This window comes from Streptomyces sp. NPDC001828, from assembly GCF_042892175.1.
Classification (GTDB): domain Bacteria; phylum Actinomycetota; class Actinomycetes; order Streptomycetales; family Streptomycetaceae; genus Streptomyces.
This window is the reverse complement of the sequence record NZ_JBIATV010000001.1, coordinates 312,614-329,393: the sequence shown is the minus strand read 5'-3', so window position 1 is coordinate 329,393 and position 16,780 is coordinate 312,614. Positions and strand designations below refer to the sequence as shown.

Sequence of the window (16,780 nt, the reverse complement as noted above, 5' to 3'; positions counted from 1 at the left end):
GGGGAAGGGCCCGGTGCGTGTGCGGGGCGTGTTCACCCGCACACTCAAGGGGACCACCCGACAGACGCCCGCGGCACCGCTGGGGACGTCTGCCGTTCAGGCAAATGCCTGAGTCGCAGGCCGTGTTGGGGTACCGGGTGAGTTCCGCGCGAGCTCGCGGCCGGCCGCCACTTCGGCCGAGAACCGAGCTTGCGCGGGACCGGGACGGGAACCCATCGCGTTGTGACTGTGCGTCAGCCAGTCACGTACGGACGGAGACCGCTGTGGACGATTCCAGCCTCAAGGCACTGCTCGAGCACGTGCCCGTGTTCTGGGGGGAGCTCGACGAGCCGTGGCGGGCCCGCTTCGACGGTCGCGTCCCCGGCGCGGGCCGCCCCTCGGGCGGGAGCGGCACCCACAGCCCGACGGGCGGCCGCGCGGCGCGGGCCGACGCCCACCCCGGCGCCCCCGAAGTCCCGGGACGCTACGACGCGTTCGCGGGCCTCGCCGACCTGGCGCCGGCCGCCGCCTTCCTCCGCGACAGCGAAGGCCGCTACCTGTGGGCCAACCACGCCTACGCACACCTCTACGGCACCGTTCCGGAGCAACTCGTCGGCAAGTACATCGAGGACTTCGACGCTCCCGCCGAGGCCGTCCAGTTCCGCGCCCTGGACCAGGAGATCCTCGGGCGCGGCACTCCGGTGCGCCACACCCTCGACTACCGGCGCCCGGACGGAACCCCCGGCCAGGCGGTGGGCCACCGGTTCCCGGTGCGGGAGGACGAGCGGACCTGTATCGCGGGGATCTACGTGGACATCACGGACCAGCTCCGCACCAGGGTCCAGTGGCAGGAGGCCGAGGACAACCTCCAGGCGTTACGGGACCACAGCGGCCTGCCCTGCGCGCTGCTTTCGGCGAACGGACGGGTGGTCCAGGCGAGCGCGGCGGCAGCCGAGGTCTTCCAGCTCGGCCTGCCCGAGCTCGTCGGCCGCCGCGCCCACACCCTGCTCGCCCCCGACCCCGGCCTCGACCGGTTGCACCGCCGGTGGAACGGGCTGATAGCGCGGCGCACCAGACGGGTGGAGACGTCCGCCGTACTCGTCGACGCCGAGGGGCGGCAGCGGCGCGCCCAGCTCCATCTGACGACGGTCGGCCATTCCACCGCGCGCGCCCGGCACGTGTGGGCCGTCGTCACCCACCAGAGCCTCGCGCACGAGACCCATCCGTCCCTCACGGCGGCACAGATCCGCATCCTTTCCCTGCTGGCCGCGGGCAGCAGCAACGGCGACATCGCCACCTCGCTGAAGCTGTCGCGCCAGACGGTCGACTACCACCTGAGCCGGCTGCGCGACCTCCTGGGCGCCGCGACCCGCCCCGCCCTCGTCGCCCGCGCCTACGTCCTCGGCATCCTCTCCCCGCGAGCCTGGCCGCCACGGTCGGCCACGGCGACACATCCGCTCAGTACGGCTTGAGGGGGTGCGGGCCGAACTGGTCCCCGAATGAAGGCCGTTGACGGCAGTGCGCAAGGCCGTTGACGGCCGAGCAGGACGGAGAGGGCGGGCGAAAAGTAATCCGTTGGCCAAAGCTCTGCCGCCAGGCACAATGGCCCGCGATGATCTCCCCCGCCGATGAGCTGCTCGCCGCGCTCGAACCGCTGCCGCACGCCGCCCGCCTCCGGCACACCGCCGTCACCGCTCATCGCCTCGCTGCCGGAGGCGGACTACGCCCTCTGCTCGCCGCCCTGGACGCGCGCGGCCCGTACGAACGTCGTCTCGCCGCGCTGGGCGCCCTGGCCGCCGGGGAGCTGGACCACCTGGCGGCCCGGCTCGGCGATCCCGACCCGGTGGTACGCCGCTACGCGCTGCGCGCCGCCCGGCGTCCAGCCTTCCCGGACGCCGCCGTCGAGGCCGCTTACGACGACGCGCCCGCCGTGGTCCGCGCCGACCTGGCGCGCCTGCTGCGCACCGGGCGGCGCCCCGAACTAGCCGAACGCCTTGTGCTGCGGGTGCGCGCCGAGTACGGCGTCCGGGACGCGGCCCGCCTGCTGGCGGGCTGCTCCCCGGAGTTCACCGCACGGCTGCTGAGCGAGCTCGCCGAGGGGCTCGCCGGCGAGGACTGGAGCACGCTCGCCGTCCGCCATCCCCTCGCCGTGCTCGGCCATGCCGAACGGACCCTGGCCGGTCTCAACGGCCGCTTGCGCGACGGCTGGTGGAGACTCCACGGCGCGGCGATCGCCGCTGCCCTGCCCTCCGCACCGGCACGCACCCTGGACCTGCTCGTCCGGTACGGCCCGCGCGGTCTGCCCGGTCCGGTGCACGACCGGCTGGGTGAGCTCGTCGCGGTGGACGCCGAGCGCGTCACCCGCTGGTTCGCCGACCCGGGCCGGTCGGCCGACCGATGGGAACGGACGCCCGGCCGCGCGGTCATGCGGCAGCTGGTCGCCGCGGATCCGCCGTCCCTGCCGCGGCTCGCGGCCAGGTGGATCCACCGAACGGCCTTCACCACCCTGCTGCTTTCGGTGCCGCCGGCCGGCCGGGCCCGCTTCCTGGACGCCGTCGTCGCGGTGGCCCCGTTCCCCCTCGGCATCTGGTCGAGCGCCAGGGTGCTCGCCCTGCTGCCCGCCGGCGAACGGCACGTCAGGGCCCGCGCCGCGGTCGAGAAAGTCCGCGCCGAACGCGGCTCGGTCTGGGACCTGTGGCATCCGCTCGCTCTGCTGCCGCCCGCCGAGGCCCAGCCCCAGCTCCTGGCCGCCCTCGCTACGAACGACCCCGACGAGCGCGGGACGGTCTGGGACCGGCTGGTCGCCAACGCGAGCGGGAGCCGTGACCCGGAACAGGTCGTGAAGGTCCTCGCCCTGGCCGCCTCGCGGCTCGGCAAGGAGCGCGACCCGGTTCGGCAGGAGGCCCTGGCCGCCATCGCGGACGTACCGGCGCCGCTCCTCGTGACGGCCCTCAGGACCGGCACGCCGGGAGAGACCGCCCCGGCGTCCGACGCCCTGCGGCGGCTCTGCCTGGACGCCCTGAACGCACGGGACTGCTCCTCCTCGACCCGGGACACGATCGGGGGCATGGCGGTCGGGCTGCTCGCCGCCGCGGCGCAGACAGCGGGCGACGCGGACACCGTCGCGGCCCCCGTCGACGGCACCGGGACGGCGGCCGAAGCGGATGACTCTGCCCTGCGGACGGCGGCACACATCGTGGAGGCCCTGACCGCGCACACCGGCCGGGTGGAACTCGGGCCCCCGGGCAGCCTGCGCCCGCGCGTGGCGAGCACCGTCCTGGACGCACTCGGCACCTGGCTCGACCGGGCCGCGGCCCGACGGGACGTCACCCCGCTGCTCGCCCTGGTCACGTCCTGCGGCCGGGACGCGCAGCGGCTGGCCGGACTGCAGGTCCGCATCGAAGAAGCCCTGCGCACCTGCCCGGACGACGTCTTCGACGAGGTCGCCGCGGCCTGGCTCGCCGATCGCGCCAACCGTGGCGACCGTGTGGCCGAGCTTCTGGCGTGGGAGCCCGGCGCGGCCTTCCTGCCCTCCGTGCTCGCGGTCCTCGCGGCGGACCGCACCGACCTGCTGGACCGCGCGCTGACGGAGACGACTCCTCCCGGCCGGTTCCCTGTTGCCGGCGCCGCTCGGCCGCTTCCCCCCTTCCGGTACGCCGACCGGTGGCTGCCCCGGCAGCAGCGGGCGGCGGTCCGGCTGGCGGCGGCCGCCATCGGCGATCGCGGTCGCGGCCTGGACGAACGTGCCGCCCTGCTCCGCGCGGTGGCACCGGTTCCGCACTACGGCCGAACCCTGCTCCGGCGCCACACCGCCGCGTCCGGGTCCGCCGAGCCCGCCCTGAGGGCGGCGGCCCTCGACGCGGCCGCCCACACCGACGAGCCCGCCGCCGCTCTCGACGCCCTGCTGGAGCTCGCCGGCGACGACGAGGCCGCCACGGCATGGTCTGCGGCCGGCCGCGCCGCCGCCCATGCCCGGCCCGCCCGGCTCGCCGCCCTGCTCGGGGACGTCCTGACCCGGGAGGCCGGCGTCAAGGTCACCGTGCGCAAGTCGGCCGCGCGGCTCGCCGCCCGTCACCTTCCGCCGGACTCCGCCACGGCGCTCCTGTCCACGGTGGCCCGCACGCCGGGCGTTCATCCCGACGTGCGGGACACCGTCCTGGGCCTGGCCACGGGGCTGCTGCCCGACGAGAGGATGTGGGCCCTGCTGGAGTCGGCGGCCACGGACGGGCCGTCCTCCGCCCGGCATACGCTCCTGAACCTCGGCCCGGCGGACCTCGCCCCGGCTCACCGGTCCAGGTACGGGGAGCTTTTGGCCCGACTGGCCCGCGCGCGTCAACCGGCCGAGGACAAAGCCCTGTCGCACCTCCAGGACTGGGCCGGGTACGCGCCCGGGGCCGGCCGGGTGCTGGCGGAGGTCTGCCTCGACCTCTCCGCCGCACGCACGGATGTCCTGGGGGCGGCTTCCGGCCTCAGGGACCTCGCCCGGTCCGGACTCCCGCACCCGGTCGGCGGCGTGGAGCCGGGCAGCCTCCTGCACGGCGTCGTGGACGGGCTCCTGGCCCACGTGGCGGCCGGCGAAGCGCAAGGTGGCGGGCCCGTCGGCGATCTGCCCGCACGCCGTCGCCTGCGCTCCCTCGTCGGCTCGACGATCGGGGACCATCGCCTGTGTGCCGCCCTGGCCCGTCAGCTCACCGCCGAACCTGCGGTCACCTCCCTCCGGGCCGACCTCCTGGTGCGGGCGATCGACCTGGACGCATCCGAGGCCGAACTGCGGCTGGCACTAAGGGAGTTGACCGACGCGATCGGAGGCCGTCCGGTCCTGGCGGCGCGTATGGCCAGGACCCTGGAGGAGGCGCACCGGTACGGGGGCCCGCCGGCCGACCCCGCCGCCGCCCTCTCGGTGGTCCGCGCCCTCGGCATGCACGGCGGCCTCGTGGAGGGCCTCCTCGCTGTCGCCCTCGCCAGCGCCCTCGGCATCCGTCAGGGCTGGCCGGCCCCCGGCCGGGCGGCCGTCGTCGAACTGCGCCGCCATCCGGAGGCGGAGGTCCGCGAGGCGGCGTACGCCACGGATCTGAGCGGAGACTGAGACTGGGACTGGGACTGGGACTGGGACGACGTGCGTAGCGCCCATCGGCGACGCCCCGCGTGTGGTGCGTCAGCACATCACGCGCGACGTTCCGAAGACGTACCGCCCGAAGACGGTACTGATCGAGGGGTGAATCCCGGGCGGGTCACGACGCCGGGTCGCCGCGCGGTGGCAGACGCTGGGTGATCCGGTCGAACAGGTCCGTCAGCGGCTCACCGATGTCCTGGCCGAACTCCGTGAGCCCGTACGTGACTTGGGGCGGGGTCGTCGGCTCGACCTCGCGCCACACCAGGCCGTCCTGGACCAGCGCGCGCAGGGTCTGGGCGAGCATCTTCTCGCTGATGCCCTGAATGCTCTCGCGCAGCTCGTAGAACCGAAGGGCGCCGCTCCGCAAGGAGATCAGCACCCAGATTCCCCATCTGCTGGTCACGTGGTCGACCATGTCCCGCGCGGGGCAGTCGGTGTGAAACACCTCATACCGACGACCGGTGGCGACCTGCTTCAGCTGCACGCCTTCTCCCATGCCAGGAGCTTACCTCTGGGTACGTTCTTACAAAAAGTAAGCCCACCTCCTAGCGTCAACTGCCTTGGTACTCACAGCAGTAGGAGCTGAAGATGATCGTGGTGACCGGAGCTACCGGAAACATCGGCCGACCCCTGACGCAGGCCCTGGCCGAGGCCGGCGAGCAGGTGACGGCGGTGTCGCGGCACCCGGCGCAACTGCCGGACGGGGTCCGCCACCTCTCGGCCGACCTGGCCGAACCGGCGGGCCTGGCAGCCGCGTTGGACGGGGCGAAGGCGTTGTTCCTTCTGCTGTCCGGCGACCTGCACGCCCCCGGGGCCAGGCCGGCCGGCCTCGTCGAACTGGCCGCGGCCCAAGGGGTCCGCAGGATCGTCCTGCTGTCCTCTCAGGGCGTCGCGACCAGGCCGCTCGGCGCGTCCCGGATCGCGACGCGCGCGGTGGAGGACGCCGTGCGCGATTCCGGCCTCGAATGGTCCGTTCTGCGCCCGGGCGGCTTCGCCTCGAACGCCTTCGCCTGGGCCGAATCCGTCCGCACGCAAGGAACGGTCGCCGCTCCCTTCGGCGATGTCGGGGTTCCGGTCGTCGACCCGGCGGACATCGCGGCGGTCGCGGCGGCCTGCCTGCTGGACGACCGGCACACGGGCGGGACCTTCGAGCTGACCGGACCGGAGGTGATCACGCCACGCCAGCAGGCCGAGGCCATCGCCGACGCCCTCGGCTCGCCGGTACGGTTCCACGAACTCACCCGCGCCGAGGCCAAGTCCGGGATGATCCGGTTCGTACCGGCGGAGCTCGCCGACGACACCTTGGACATCATCTCCGACCCGAACCCCGCCGAACTGCGGATCAGCCCGGACGTCGAACGGGTCCTCGGCCGCGCCCCGCGCCCCTTCGGCGACTGGGTCACCCGCAACCTGGCCGCGTTCCGCTGAGGCGCCAAGGCCGGGCCTCGGCCCCCCGAGTCACGGACTCGGCGGGGCCGGGCCCGGGCCCCGTCGCCGGCCTGCTCGCGAGGAGGGGGCCGGGTGTCGGTCAGGTACCGGCCGGCGCGACCGGACCGCCCGTCAGATAGCGGGTGAGCATGGTGACGAGTTCGTCCTCGAGGTGGGCGATGTCGATCCGTCCGGGGCCCGCCATCATGCGGTGCACCACCATCTCCACCGTGGACACGACGAGCCGGGCGGCGACGTCGAGGTCCGCGACCCGCACCTCCGGGTGATCGCGGAGCAACCTGCGGGTGTGAGCGATGTGCCGAAGCTCGTGCTGGGCGACCCGCGCCAGCAACTCCGGTGCCCGGGGCCCCTGTTCGAACATCACGCGGAGCAACTGCGGATCGTCGCGGTGGTTCTCGATGGCGCTGCGCACCTGGCGGCGCATGACGCCCTCGATGGACTTCGGCGACGGCTCGTCCTGGTGCCGCGACAGGGCGGCCATCCCGGCGTCGAGGTGCCGGGTCAGCAGCTCGACCAGGATCGCGTCCTTGTTCGGGTAGTACTGGTACAGCGACCCGATCGACACCCGGGCCCGCTCGGCGATCCGGTTGGTGGTGCCCGCCGCGTACCCGTGCTCGGCGAAAACGCGAGCAGCGGCGTCGAGAATGCGCTGCCGGGTCAGCTCCGCCCGGACCTGACGGGGCTGTTTACGTGGCTGAAGTCCGCGGCGGTCGGACGTCATGGCACCTCCTGCGCGGGGCCGCGAAAGCGAGTAGCGGACGACCTGAGTAATTGCTCACAATAGCGTCATGAGCTGCGGCGATGCGAGCCGATCGCCCGCTGCCGCAGTCCGCAACCGGCCTGAGGAAGGTGCCATGACGCATGCCCCCGCGCGCCCTCGACGCGTCTCGCCCGTCGAGGTACGGGCCCGGCTCGGCCGGCCCGAGCCCATGGTCGAGGCGAAGGTGCAGACCCGTATCGACGACTACTTCCGCCGCTTCATCGCGCACTCGCCGTTCCTGACGATGGCCACGGCGGACGCGGCCGGCCGCGCCGACTGCTCGCCCCGGGGCGACTACCCGGGGTTCGTGAAGGTCCTCGACGAGCACACCCTCGCGCTCCCCGACCGCCCCGGCAACAAGATCGCCGACTCCTTCCGCAATCTCGCGGAGAACGACGGCGTCGGCCTCTGCTTCCTGATCCCCGGCATGCGCGAGGTGCTGCGCGTCAACGGCAGCGGCTATGTGACGGACGAGCCGGACGTACTGGTGCGGATGCGCACCGAGGCCAGGCAGCCGGAGCTCGCCATCGTCGTCGAGGTGGCCGAGGCGTACTTCCACTGCGGGCGGGCGTTGATCCGCTCGCGGCTGTGGGACCCCGCCAGCCAGGCGCTCGCCGAGGGCATGCCGTCGGTCGGCGAGATCGCGGCGGCGCAGTTCGGCGTCGACGTGGACGTCGAACTGCTCGAACAGACCCTGGAAGACGGCTATCGCAAGCTCTACTGACCCGGCCCCGCCGACCGACCGCGCGCAGGCTCTACCGACCGGGCCGTACCGGCTCCCGGCTCCCGGCTCCCGGCTCCCGGCTCCCGGCTCCCGGCTCCCGGCTCCCGGCTCCCGCAAGCTCTACCGACCCGGCCGGAGCGGCCGACGGCTATCGCAAGCTCTACTGACCGGCCGGAGCGGCCGACGGAGGAAACACCGATGCAACGGACCGTCGTCGAGCACATCGAACCCGTCGCCGAGGACGTCGTCGCCCTCACCCTGCGCGCCGCCGCCGGCGAACTCGCACCCTGGGAGCCCGGGGCCCACATCGACCTGGCGCTGCCCAACTGGCTGACCCGGCAGTACTCGCTGTGCGGGGACCCCGCCGAACGGGACGCCTACCGCGTCGCCGTCCGCAACGACCCGCTCAGCCGGGGCGGTTCGGAGTACGTCCACCGGTTCCTGCGGCCCGGCCGCGCCCTCGACGTCTCGCTCCCACGCAACCACTTCCCGCTCGTCCCCGCGTCGGGATACCTCTTCGTCGCCGGCGGGATCGGGATCACGCCCCTGCTGCCGATGCTGCGCGCGGCGGTGGCTGCCGGGCTCCCCGCGACCCTCCTGTACGCGGGGCCGTCGGCGGACCGCATGCCGTTCGCCGGCGAGCTGGGCCGCGCCTACGGCGACCGGGTGCGGGTCGTGGAGACGAAGCGGCAGGGCCGGCCGGACCTCGGCGCCCTCGCGGCCGCGCTGGAACCGGACACCCTGGTCTACTGCTGCGGCCCCGGTGCCATGCTGGCCGCGGCCGAGGCGGTGTTTCCCGCCGGGCGGCTGCACGCCGAACGGTTCCGGCCGGCGATGCGGGCGTTCGGCCCCGACACCGCTTTCGAAGCGGTCTGCGCCCGCTCCGGGCACACCGTCTCCGTGCCTGCCGACGAGTCCCTGCTCGACGCCCTGGCCCAGGCCGGACGCCCGCTGCCCTCCGGCTGCCGCGAAGGCGTCTGCGGCAGCTGCGAAGTGCCCGTCCTGGACGGCACACCCGAGCACCGGGACGACATCGGCGCGCCCGAGGGCACGATGTACGCCTGTGTGTCCCGGGCGCTGTCCGCCCGGCTCGTCCTCGACCTCTGAGGGCACGGCTTGGAGGGCGCGAGACGTACGGCGTGCGCGGCCCGCCTGACCCGCGCGCTACAGGAGGTCCTCGCGGCCCCAGCCCGGGTCGGGCCCGGAGCCGCTCTCGGGCGTGGAGCCGGTCTCGGGCGTGGAGCCGGTCTCGGGCCCTGAGCCGGGCGACCCGCGTCTTCGGTGCAGCCCCATCCTCACCGCCCCGATGACGGCCTTGCCCAGCACCGCCAGAACGATCAGGTCGACGATCATCTGCACGCTGGTCAGGGCCCGGGCCACCTCACTGGTGGGCACGATGTCGCCGAAACCGACGGTCACGAACACCGAGATCGTGAAATACAGCGCGGCGGTCCGGGTCAACGGCTCCGAGAAGGACCCAGGGAAGTCGTGGGCGAGCAGGAAGTAGGTCGCGGAGAAGAGCACCAGGAAGAGCGGCACGGCGGTCGCCACCGCCTCGATGGCGCGGAACCACGGATATGCCGCGCGGGTGATGGTGCCGAGCTGCCACACGAGCAGCCACCCGAACACGACCAGCGCGCCCATGAGCATCACCACCGTGCCCACACCCACTCCCCAGTCGAGTGGTGCCGCGTAATACAGGGCCGTCACCAGGACCGCCGAGGCCAGGGCGCGCACCACATGCACCGCCCGGGACAGGCGCGACAGGCGACGGGCTCCGGGGCCTGCACGTTCCATGGGGCGCTCCCGCGATGCGTGAGTAGGGCTTGCGAGCACTTACGAGGTCTCACGCACCAGGAGAATCACCCGGCGCCGATCCCGCCACCGGGGGCATCCGGGAAGCGGGGGCGTCCGGGAAGTGGGGGGAATCCTTTGCCTTGCCGGCCTCGGCGCACATGTGGTGAGAGAACACATTCCCACTGGGTGAGGTGTGCCCGGAACGGATGCGATACGGATGGGCTCCCGCACTGCGGAGGAAGGCGGAGCCTGCGCCGCTCCCGTTGGCCGAACTCGCCCCGCGCGCATGGGAGTTCCGGCCACCCGGGCTCCTTCACCCCGGGCACGGGCCGAGCCCGACCCCGGTGTGCCGCGGTCCGCGCTGGTGCTGTCCGGCCAGAGCGCCATGTTCGCGCTGGTCCTGGACGACGAGGGCCGTCCGATCGAGGACACGTCCGTGATCTCCGCCTGCGCCCGGACGACCGGCCGGCTCTTCGGTCCGAGGACGTCCGCGCCGGGGTGGCTGGATGGATTCGAGGAGCTCGACGACGCGTTGGGTGCGGCGATCGACGAGCTCACCGCCGCCTCGATCACCTACGACCCGGCCCCGGCCGCCGGAACCCCGTACGGGCGGTGGCCCGGCTCCGGCAGCGGGCCCGTGACACCGGCCGGAGCGGGCGGCGGGAGCCGGCAGCGGCTGCTCGCCGAGCCCGCATCCCCGTCACAAGTCCCGTTCGAGAACGGCGCGGAACGTGTGCGCGGGTCGGCCGGTGAGCCGCTCGACGGTGTCGGTGGTGTAGTCGTCCGTCCCCCCGGCGACGGCACGGTCCATTCCGGCCAGCATCGCGGCGAACTCCAGCGGCATCCGCTCCGCCAGGCGGTCGCGCATCCGCTCGTACGACAGATGGTGGTGGGTCACCTTCCGGCCGGTGACCTCGGTGAGGGTGGTGGCGATGTCGTCGTAGCTGAGCGCTTCCGGCCCGGTGAGGACGAGATCGGTCTGGGGGGCTTCTTCGTCGGTCAGGGCGTGGACGGCGACGGCGGCGATGTCCGCGGCGTCGACGAAGCCGACCCGGCCTTTGCCGGCCGCGGTCCAGAGGGCGTGCTCGTCTCGGATGGTCACGGCGTGCAGGTGGGATCCGGTGAAGTTCTGCATGAACCACGAGGGCCGCAGCACCGCCCACTGTTCGAACAGTTCGGGCAGGGCCTGATGCACCTTGCCGACGGCCGGGCCGCCCTCCTCGATGGCCGAGGCGCTGAGGAGCACCGCGCGCTCCACGCCGGCGGCGCGGGCCTGCCGGAGGAACGGCAGCATGACCGCCGCCGGGTCCGGGTCGCCCACGGGCGGGATCAGGTAGACGCGGCCCACTCCGGCCAGGGCGGCGGCGTGGCTGGCGGGTTCGTACCAGTCGAAGGCGACCGGCTCGGCGCCGGGGACCTCGGTGGCGCGGCGGCTGGCGGCCTTGACGCGGTGGCCGGCGGCGATCAGTTGCGCGGCGGTGCGCCCGCCCGTGGTGCCGGTCGCGCCGGTGACCAGAAGGGTGCTGGCATCCGCGGTGGTCATCGGTCGCTCCCGGTGAAGTCGGTGCCCGCTTCGAGGACCGCGAGGGGGCTCCAGTAGTCGCGGTAGGACGTGAAGCGGCCGTCCCGGACCGTGACGACGGCGATGTAGGTCATGTCGAAGGGCCGGCCGGTCCGCACCAGACGGCCGACGCCGCGCATCTCGACCACGATGGTGTCGGGGTCGGTCGTCCGGTGGATCCGCAGCTCGGGGAAATCGTGCAGGTCGATGTGGTCCGGGTAGTGGCGCATGTACGCGGCGACGGCCTCCCGGTTCTCCAGGCGCTTGGGCCGGCCGTCGGGGGCGAAGGGGAACTCCATGACGCCGTCCTCGGCCCACAGGTCCACCCACGCGGGAATGTCCTTGTCCAGCAGGAGCCGCAGGCTGTGGCGGTAGGTGTCCTCTGCTGGCGAAGTCGGTGCGGACACGGGCGTCCTCCTTCTCGTAGAATACGGACCATCGGTCCGCTTCGACGATACGGACCGCCGGTCCGCTTTGCAAACGAAGGATGCGCATGCCCGACCGCGAACCCCGCAAGGACGCCGTCCGCAACCGGCAGGCCGTCCTCGCGGCCGCCGACGACCTCTTCGCCCACTGCGAGAGCCCCGAGGCCGTCACCATGGCCGCCGTCGCCACGGCGGCCGGCGTCGGCAAGGCCACGCTCTTCCGGGCCTTCGGCGACCGCCACGGCCTGCTGCGCGCCTTGTACGAGGCCCGGCTCGAGCCGGTGAGCGCGGCCGTGACGGCCGGACCGCCGCCCCTGGGGCCCACGGCCCCGCCCCGGCAGCGGGTGCCCGCCCTGCTCGACGCCCTGCTGTGCTTCAAGCTCGACAACCGCCGCCTGATGCTGGCCCTGGAGGAGGGCGGGAGCAGCGTCAGCCCGTACCAGGCCGACCACTACGCACACTGGCACGGCCTGCTCGCCACCATGCTCGGCCGGATCCCCGGCCTGACGGACAGCGACTTCACCGCTCACGCACTGCTCGCCGCCGTCCGGGCCGACCTGGTCGAGCACCTGGCCGGACACGAGGGCGTGCCGCGCGAGACGATGCGGGCGAGGCTGGCCGACTTCACCGTCAGGATCCTGGACGCCGGCCCCGTGCGGGGCCCGGCGGACGAGGACTGACGACGACTGACGAGTACTGACGAAGGGGCGGGGGAGGCCGTGGCCTCCCCCGCCGCGAACGACCGTCGCCGGAGCGGTGCGATGGGCCGGCTCAGCTGAAGCTACGGCGATAGGTGTGCGGGGTGACGCCGGTGGTCTTCTTGAACCGGTCGCGGAAAGCGGTGGGCGAGCCGAATCCGACCTGGGCACCGATGCGTTCGACGGAATGGTGCGTGGTCTCCAGGAGGTGCTGGGCCTGGCGGACGCGCGCGCGGTGGAGCCACTGGAGCGGGGTGGTGCCGGCCTGTTCGCGGAAGCGCCGGATCAGGGTCCGGGTACTCGTTCCGGCCTGGGCGGCGATGTCGGCGAGGGTGAGATCGGAGCCCAGGTTGTCCTGCAACCAGACCAGCAGCGGCTCGAGTACCGATCCCTGAGGGGCGGGCGCGTGAGGGTGGACGATGAACTGCGCTTGTCCGCCCTCGCGTTCCAGGGGCATGACGGACAGCCGGGCGGCATCGGCCGCGACGGCCGAGCCGTAGTCGCGCCGGATCATGTGCAGGCACAGGTCGAGGCCCGCGGCGGCGCCGGCGGAGGTGAGGATCTGGCCGTTGTCGACGTACAGGACGTCCGGGTCCACCTCGATGTCCGGGTGGGCGGCGGCGAGGAGACCGGCCGCGGACCAGTGGGTGGTGGCACGCAGCCCGTCCAGGAGCCCGGTGGCGGCCAGGGGGAACGTGCCCGAACAGATGGAGGCGATGCGCGTGCCGTTCCCGGCGGCCGCGCGCAGCGCGTCGCGGACGGCGACAGGGAGCGGGGCCTCGGGGTCGGCGGTACCGGGAACGATGACCGTGTCCGCGGTGTCGAGCCCTTCCAGTCCCCAGGGCACGCGCACCGTGAAGAGGCCGGCATCGACCTCCGGCCGCTCGGCGCAGACGCGGACCTGGTAGCCGGGGCGTCCGTCCGGGAGGCGGGTGCGGGAGAAGACCTCGATCGGGGTGGACAGATCGAAGGGGATCACCCGGTCCAGGGCGAGCAGGGCAACGGTGTGCATGGCCAGAAGATACCTGCCCGACACTGCCCAGGCCTCGGTCCGAGTGGGGGATAGTTGCTGTTTGCCCAGTCCAGAGCCCTACGTACGGCGATGGCGATATCCCGTTGGAAGCTGTCACTAATGCCACTGGGGGGCCGGTCGGCAGCCGCATAGCGTCGGGAGCGACTCCGGCAGCGGCCGGACGCCGACCGCCCGCGAAGGGACTCCTCCCGTGCACGCCCAGATCATCCTGTTCGACGGCTTCGATCCGCTCGACGTCATCGCCCCCTACGAAGTGCTGTACGCCGGCGGCACCGCCTCGGGCGGCGCGGTGAGTGTGGAGCTGGTCTCCGCGGAGGGACCGCGCGACGTGGTCAGCGGCACCGGGGGCCTGGTGCTGCGCGCCACGGCCGCCCTCGACCCCGCACGCGCGGGCCTGATCCTGGTTCCTGGCGCCTCGGGCCGGGTGGGAGCGCCCGGCGAGACCCCCGACCTCGACGCCGCATCCGGCCACGCGGAAGGGCCCGGCGAGACTCCCGGCGACGACGCCTCCGGCCACGCGGAAGGGCCCGGCGAAATCCCCGGACACGACGCGCGGGCCGGGGAAGGGCAACGGGACGAACTCATCCCCGTCCTCCTTGGCCGGGCCCTGACGACCGGGCTGCCCGCCCTGCTGAAGGCAGCGAAGGACAACCCCGAGGTGACGCTCGGCGCGGTGTGCGGAGGCTCGCTCGTCCTGGCCATGGCCGGTCTGCTCGAAGGCCGTTACGCCACCACCCACCACTTGGGCCTTGACATGCTCGATGCCACCGGCGTCCACGCGGTGAGCGCGCGCGTCGTCGACGACGGCGACCTCATCACCGGGGCCGGCGTCACCTCCGGACTCGACCTGGGCCTGTACCTGCTGGAGCGAGAGGTGGGCCCCCGGGTCGCCCACGCCGTCGAGGAACTGTTCGCCCACGAACGTCGCGGCACCGTCTGGCGCCCCGAAGGTCTCGCGCCCGCAGGCCTGTGACCACCCGTTCCACACGTTCCGCCCGTTCCGGCCCGCGCTTCCACCGCGCCGCACTCGTAGGAAAGAACAGCATCATGTCCGCAGAAGGCATCTGGGACCTGTCCATCTCCACCCCGGTCGGCAGGATCAACGTCGTGATCGAACTTGCCCGGCGGGCCGGTGTCCTGACCGGGACGGCCCACGGGGCAGGAGAGAACGTCCCGCTCGACGACATCACCCTCGACGGTGAACGGCTCGCCTGGAAGCAGGCCATCACCAAGCCCCTGCGCCTGAACCTGGTCTTCTCCGTCACGCTCGACGGCGACACCCTCACCGGCACGTCCAAGGCCGGACGTCTGCCCGCCTCGAAGGTCACCGGCCGACGCCGTGCTGTCCCAGCCGGGGGGCACCTGGCATGACGAAACTGCTCCTCTCCCTGCACGTCCTGGCGGCGGTACTGGCCGTAGGCCCGGTCACGGTCGCCGCGAGCATGTTCCCCGGTGCGCTGCGCCGCGCTCACAGCGCACCCGATGACCGCGAGGCGCTCGCGACCCTGCGCACCCTGCACCGCATCTGCCGCGTCTACGCCGGCATCGGCCTCGCGGTCCCCGTCTTCGGGTTCGCCACGGCCAGCAGCCTTGGCGTCCTCGGCAGCGGATGGCTGATCACCTCGATCGTCCTGACCGCCGCCGCGGCCGCCATCCTGGGCCTGCTGATCCTTCCCGCCCAGGACAACGCCCTCACCTCCGCGCGGGCCACCGGCCCCGGCCCCGCTGCCCAACTCGCCATGTTCACCGGCGTATTCAACCTGCTGTGGGCAACGGTCACCGTGCTGATGATCGTCCGCCCCGGCTCCACCACGGGAGCGTGACCGTGCGCCTTCGCCCCCTGCGCCTCGCCGCGCACGTCGAACTCGTCTCGTTGCTCGTCATGCTGGCCAACCTCGCCACCGCCCATCTGAAGCCCGTCTCCTCCCTGATGGGCCCCACCCACGGCTGCGCCTACCTGTTCGTCGTGATCGCGACCTGGCGCCTGACGTCGGCCACGACCACCGCCAAGACCGTTGCCGTCATTCCCGGCATCGGCGGCCTCCTCGCCCTGCGCCGGCTCCACCCTGCCGACACCATCGACCAACACACCTAGGGTTCCGCGCCACTTGAAGGGACTACGCCACCCACAACCACAACCGGACCCACATCCACGCCGAAGCAGTAGGGCGTCCACCCATAGGTGCCGTGAGCGAGCGGCGGTGACAGGGCCGGGACCATCCGCCCGAGCAGGGAGTCCTCCACACCTCCGAGGCCGCCACCGCCGCGACGGCAGCCTCCGGATCCACATCAAGTGCGTTACGTTCTTGGGCAGTTGAGGATCAGTCAGCACTCACGCACTACGCGTGTGACACGGCTGCCATCATCACCGGCGTGAGAGGGAAACCGCATGCCCGAGTTGGAACTCTCGGCGGGGGCCGTCGACTACCAGGACACCGGCGGGGACGGCCCCGTGGTCGTCCTGCTGCACGGCGTCGCCATGGACGGTTCGCTCTGGCGCCACGTCGTCGCCGGGCTCCGGGACGACTTCCGCTGCGTGGTCCCCACTCTCCCGCTCGGCGGCCACCGCCGGCCGATGCACCCGGACGCGGACCTGTCGATCCTCGGCGTCGCCCGGCTGGTGGACGAGTTCCTCGAACGGCTCGACCTGAGCGATGTCACGCTGGTGCTCAACGACTGGGGTGGCGCGCAGAGCCTTGTCGCCGACGGCCGCGCGGATCGCATCGGCCGGCTCGTCATCACCTCCTGCGAGGCCTTCGACAACTACCCGCCCGGGCTGCCCGGCCGCAACCTGGTGACCTCCGCCAAGCTGCCCGGCGGCCTGTCCGTCGCCTTCGGCCTGCTCCGCCTCAAGCCCCTGCGCCGACTGCCCGTGACCTGGGGCTGGATGACCAAACGGCCGGTGCCGCCCGAGGTCATGGACGCTTGGCTCCGCCCCGTGGTCAGCTCCGCCGAGGTCCGCCGCGACCTGCGCAAATACCTTCTCAGCACCCCGCCGAAGGCCGAGCTGCTCACCTGGTCCGAGGCGCTCCGCACCTTCGACCGCCCCGCCCTTGTCATCTGGGCCGCAGAAGACCGCGTGATGCCGCCGTCCCACGGCCGCCGCCTGGCCGAAGTACTGCCGCGGGCCAAGCTCGTCGAGATCCCCGACAGCTACACCCTCATCCCCGAGGACCAGCCCGCCGTTCTCACCGCCCACCTGCGGAACTTCCTCGACGGCCGGCCCTGAATCACCGGCAAC

General features: G+C 73.0%; 17 protein-coding genes. 11 read left to right on the top strand and 6 right to left on the bottom strand.

Going from position 1 to position 16,780, the window contains the following annotated elements; all coding sequences use genetic code 11:
• Nucleotides 1–263: 263 nt before the first annotated feature.
• On the top strand, nucleotides 264–1,451 hold the full coding sequence (locus tag ACFYZA_RS01590) for a PAS domain-containing protein (protein ID WP_388486222.1): 1,188 nt from the start codon (nucleotides 264–266) through the stop codon (nucleotides 1,449–1,451).
• Nucleotides 1,452–1,591: 140 nt separating this feature from the next.
• Nucleotides 1,592–5,065 carry a hypothetical protein gene (locus ACFYZA_RS01585; RefSeq protein ID WP_388486219.1) on the top strand — a complete coding sequence of 1,158 codons (3,474 nt, stop codon included), beginning with the start codon at nucleotides 1,592–1,594 and terminating at the stop codon, nucleotides 5,063–5,065.
• Between the two features lie 145 nt (nucleotides 5,066–5,210).
• Here the strand turns inward: ACFYZA_RS01585 and ACFYZA_RS01580 are convergent, their stop codons facing one another.
• Nucleotides 5,211–5,588 carry a winged helix-turn-helix transcriptional regulator gene (locus tag ACFYZA_RS01580; RefSeq protein WP_382587664.1) on the bottom strand — a complete coding sequence of 126 codons (378 nt, stop codon included), beginning with the start codon at nucleotides 5,586–5,588 and terminating at the stop codon, nucleotides 5,211–5,213.
• A gap of 92 nt (nucleotides 5,589–5,680) precedes the next feature.
• Between ACFYZA_RS01580 and ACFYZA_RS01575 the strand changes: the two genes are divergently transcribed.
• Complete coding sequence (locus ACFYZA_RS01575; protein ID WP_382587666.1) at nucleotides 5,681–6,520, top strand: SDR family oxidoreductase; 840 nt, start codon at nucleotides 5,681–5,683, stop codon at nucleotides 6,518–6,520.
• Between the two features lie 100 nt (nucleotides 6,521–6,620).
• Here the strand turns inward: ACFYZA_RS01575 and ACFYZA_RS01570 are convergent, their stop codons facing one another.
• Entirely contained in the window at nucleotides 6,621–7,262 is a 642-nt protein-coding gene (locus ACFYZA_RS01570) for a TetR/AcrR family transcriptional regulator (RefSeq protein ID WP_388486218.1), read from the bottom strand.
• A 133-nt stretch (nucleotides 7,263–7,395) separates the two neighbouring features.
• Between ACFYZA_RS01570 and ACFYZA_RS01565 the strand changes: the two genes are divergently transcribed.
• Nucleotides 7,396–8,025, top strand: a complete 630-nt coding sequence (locus ACFYZA_RS01565) for an MSMEG_1061 family FMN-dependent PPOX-type flavoprotein (protein WP_382587670.1) — start codon at nucleotides 7,396–7,398, stop codon at nucleotides 8,023–8,025.
• A gap of 198 nt (nucleotides 8,026–8,223) precedes the next feature.
• Nucleotides 8,224–9,132 (top strand): PDR/VanB family oxidoreductase, encoded by a 909-nt coding sequence (locus ACFYZA_RS01560; RefSeq protein ID WP_382587672.1) that lies wholly within the window; start codon nucleotides 8,224–8,226, stop codon nucleotides 9,130–9,132.
• Nucleotides 9,133–9,189: 57 nt separating this feature from the next.
• On the opposite strand, the gene ACFYZA_RS01555 is transcribed toward ACFYZA_RS01560, so the two are convergent.
• From ACFYZA_RS01555 to ACFYZA_RS01545, 3 genes are all read right to left on the bottom strand, one after another.
• On the bottom strand, nucleotides 9,190–9,822 hold the full coding sequence (locus ACFYZA_RS01555; RefSeq protein WP_388486216.1) for a potassium channel family protein: 633 nt from the start codon (nucleotides 9,820–9,822) through the stop codon (nucleotides 9,190–9,192).
• 700 nt (nucleotides 9,823–10,522) lie between these two features.
• Nucleotides 10,523–11,365, bottom strand: a complete 843-nt coding sequence (locus ACFYZA_RS01550; protein ID WP_388486214.1) for an NAD(P)H-binding protein — start codon at nucleotides 11,363–11,365, stop codon at nucleotides 10,523–10,525.
• Nucleotides 11,362–11,790 carry a nuclear transport factor 2 family protein gene (locus tag ACFYZA_RS01545; RefSeq protein ID WP_388486211.1) on the bottom strand — a complete coding sequence of 143 codons (429 nt, stop codon included), beginning with the start codon at nucleotides 11,788–11,790 and terminating at the stop codon, nucleotides 11,362–11,364. Before ACFYZA_RS01545 ends, ACFYZA_RS01550 begins: the two co-directional genes overlap by 4 nt.
• A gap of 86 nt (nucleotides 11,791–11,876) precedes the next feature.
• Between ACFYZA_RS01545 and ACFYZA_RS01540 the strand changes: the two genes are divergently transcribed.
• Nucleotides 11,877–12,488, top strand: coding sequence for a TetR family transcriptional regulator (locus ACFYZA_RS01540; protein WP_388486209.1), 612 nt, complete (start codon nucleotides 11,877–11,879; stop codon nucleotides 12,486–12,488).
• A 91-nt stretch (nucleotides 12,489–12,579) separates the two neighbouring features.
• Here the strand turns inward: ACFYZA_RS01540 and ACFYZA_RS01535 are convergent, their stop codons facing one another.
• Complete coding sequence (locus tag ACFYZA_RS01535) at nucleotides 12,580–13,518, bottom strand: GlxA family transcriptional regulator (protein WP_388486207.1); 939 nt, start codon at nucleotides 13,516–13,518, stop codon at nucleotides 12,580–12,582.
• Nucleotides 13,519–13,729: 211 nt separating this feature from the next.
• On the opposite strand from ACFYZA_RS01535, the gene ACFYZA_RS01530 reads away from it, so the two are divergent.
• From ACFYZA_RS01530 to ACFYZA_RS01510, 5 genes are all read left to right on the top strand, one after another.
• Complete coding sequence (locus ACFYZA_RS01530) at nucleotides 13,730–14,512, top strand: DJ-1/PfpI family protein (protein ID WP_388486204.1); 783 nt, start codon at nucleotides 13,730–13,732, stop codon at nucleotides 14,510–14,512.
• A gap of 74 nt (nucleotides 14,513–14,586) precedes the next feature.
• On the top strand, nucleotides 14,587–14,910 hold the full coding sequence (locus tag ACFYZA_RS01525; protein ID WP_388486202.1) for a hypothetical protein: 324 nt from the start codon (nucleotides 14,587–14,589) through the stop codon (nucleotides 14,908–14,910).
• The gene (locus ACFYZA_RS01520) at nucleotides 14,907–15,362 is read left to right on the top strand and encodes a hypothetical protein (RefSeq protein WP_388486200.1); all 456 of its coding nucleotides are present in this window, start codon (nucleotides 14,907–14,909) and stop codon (nucleotides 15,360–15,362) included. The genes ACFYZA_RS01525 and ACFYZA_RS01520 overlap by 4 nt, the downstream gene beginning before the upstream one ends.
• Before the next feature lie 2 nt (nucleotides 15,363–15,364).
• Nucleotides 15,365–15,634 (top strand): DUF3817 domain-containing protein, encoded by a 270-nt coding sequence (locus ACFYZA_RS01515; RefSeq protein ID WP_388486198.1) that lies wholly within the window; start codon nucleotides 15,365–15,367, stop codon nucleotides 15,632–15,634.
• A 294-nt stretch (nucleotides 15,635–15,928) separates the two neighbouring features.
• Nucleotides 15,929–16,768, top strand: a complete 840-nt coding sequence (locus ACFYZA_RS01510; protein WP_388486195.1) for an alpha/beta fold hydrolase — start codon at nucleotides 15,929–15,931, stop codon at nucleotides 16,766–16,768.
• Nucleotides 16,769–16,780: the final 12 nt, after the last annotated feature.